General features: G+C 63.0%; 3 protein-coding genes. All 3 read right to left on the reverse strand.

Annotation, left to right across the window (positions count from 1 at the left end):
- Positions 1 to 284, reverse strand: a 284-nt coding sequence (locus tag AB1609_22785) for a UDP-N-acetyl-D-glucosamine dehydrogenase (protein ID MEW6049260.1), incomplete at its 3' end; no start/stop codon positions are given.
- A 15-nt stretch (positions 285 to 299) separates the two neighbouring features.
- A complete protein-coding gene (locus tag AB1609_22790) occupies positions 300 to 722 on the reverse strand; it encodes a PIN domain-containing protein (protein MEW6049261.1) in 423 nt (140 codons plus the stop codon).
- On the reverse strand, positions 719 to 1,396 hold the full coding sequence (locus AB1609_22795; protein MEW6049262.1) for a hypothetical protein: 678 nt from the start codon (positions 1,394 to 1,396) through the stop codon (positions 719 to 721). The genes AB1609_22790 and AB1609_22795 overlap by 4 nt, the downstream gene beginning before the upstream one ends.
- Positions 1,397 to 1,856: the final 460 nt, after the last annotated feature.

The following is a 1,856-nucleotide window of genomic DNA, read 5'->3' on the forward strand; positions in this document are numbered from 1 at the left end:
CTGGACAGAATCGGGCGGGAACGGGGCTGGCCGACGACCTTGTTGGTGTTCTTGGTGGTGTAGCGCTTGTTGCCGGGGCCGACCCGCTCGGGGGAGTGGGCCAGGGAGAAGTCCGCGCCGGCCTTGAGCCCCGAAGCCTCCAGGATGGGGCGCATGACGCCGTCCGTGGTGCCCGGGTAGGTGGTCGACTCCAGGCTGATGAGCTGGCCGGGGCGCAGGCGGCCGGCGATCTCCCGGGTGACGTTATCGACGGGTGAAGCGAACGGTGGGTGGCCAGCAACCAAAGGAAGCCGTGGAGTTCAGACGCATCGGGAAGGGCTTCTACAAGATCGTGGTACGCGACCAAAAGGCCATCCGTGAGGCAGCAAAAGAAGCCCTCCGAATCCCGGGCGAGGAACTGCGGCGGCCCGCCCCCTCTTCCGGTCACTCAGCCGCTCCAGCGCGGTGTTCGCTGATGACGACCAGATCGGGTATGCCTTTGAAGTGTGCCGGCACATGTCATCGTCGGGCCAGATGACGTGGTAGCCGCCCAACACACGAGCCAGCCGTTCCATCCTTTGCAGGCCCCATCCGTCTCGCAGGGCTCCTTCGTGCATCTCTGCGATGGTCATGAAGGAGATCATGAGAATATGCCCTTTGAGATGAGCCCGATAGCGTTCAGCGAGGGTGTGGCCCCGCATTAGGTAGGATACGATGTTCGTGTCCAGGACAAGGGAGCTCACCGCTTAGCGTCCTCACGACGTCTCTCGTAGATCCCTCGCACGAAAGCATCAAACTCGTTGTCATCGTCCCAGAGGTCTCTTCCTTGCCCCAAGACAGCTTCAAACGTACCCGGCTCAGAAGGTGCCCCCTCTCTTGCGGACGAGGGAACAGCCTCGCGTTCACCGGCTGCTCCCACAGGAATAGGCTCCACGCTGTGAATAGTGAACCGCCGGATTTGTCCGCTCGTAGGATCGTGTTCCGCCCACCCCCGTAGTCGAACCCAATGCCTCAGGTAGGCATGAACTGTTCCCGCAAGATCTTCATCGAACTCGCATAAAACGGGCTCACCTTCGGCCGGATAGAGGCGGCACTTCATGTCGTCTTCCTTGAAGTCGGCCATCCGAAGCAGACCGTCGATGGTGCGCGTGTTGGCAAGGGACGTCTGGATACGCTGAGTGATCCGCGAGCGGACGGTAGCGTCGAGCACCGAGGTGACGTGCTTGCGCCCGGTGTCCAGTGCGAGCTCAATACGGTCAACTCCGCGGCCGACAAGCTGGCCGATGGTCTTCCACTTGTCCAAAACCCCGGTGTCGTACCCCTCTGGAAGTTCTGGCGCGTGGGCAACGATCTCTCCCAAGCCCTCAACGAAGCGCTCGATGGCCTTCGCCCCGATGTCCATCTCTTCGAAGCTCAAGGGGCTGCCCGCTCTCGAGGAGCAAGCATGCAAGTGCACGCTCATCGTTCGTATTCGTCTGCTTGTGCCGGGCGCTGGCGCAGAGCTTAACCAGTGTCGGGCTCCCGACCGGCCTTGGCGGTCACGGGCGATCTTGCCTGGCCGAGTATACCACCCCCTGGGAGACGACATCCCTGCACGCTTGGCGACGTGGGACGAGCAGCCGGCTCGCCATCACGGGCTTTGATCGCATCGAGGCGCGCGAAGAAGGCCCGGAAGTGCTAAACCGCAGCCCGAGCCCCCACCGTCGCTGAAAGCTTACACTGATCCGGCGTGGGCTGCTTCGGCTTCACCTGGACGCAGCGCGTCCGCAAGCCTGGCCCAGACCGGTGCGGGCAACATCACATACCCAGCCAGAGCTGTCATGACGATCATGACCCCCGCCGCGCCGATTACGGGCGGCGCCCCGAGAACCGAGCCC

Source organism: Bacillota bacterium (genome assembly GCA_040754675.1).
GTDB lineage: Bacteria > Bacillota > Limnochordia > Limnochordales > Geochordaceae > Geochorda.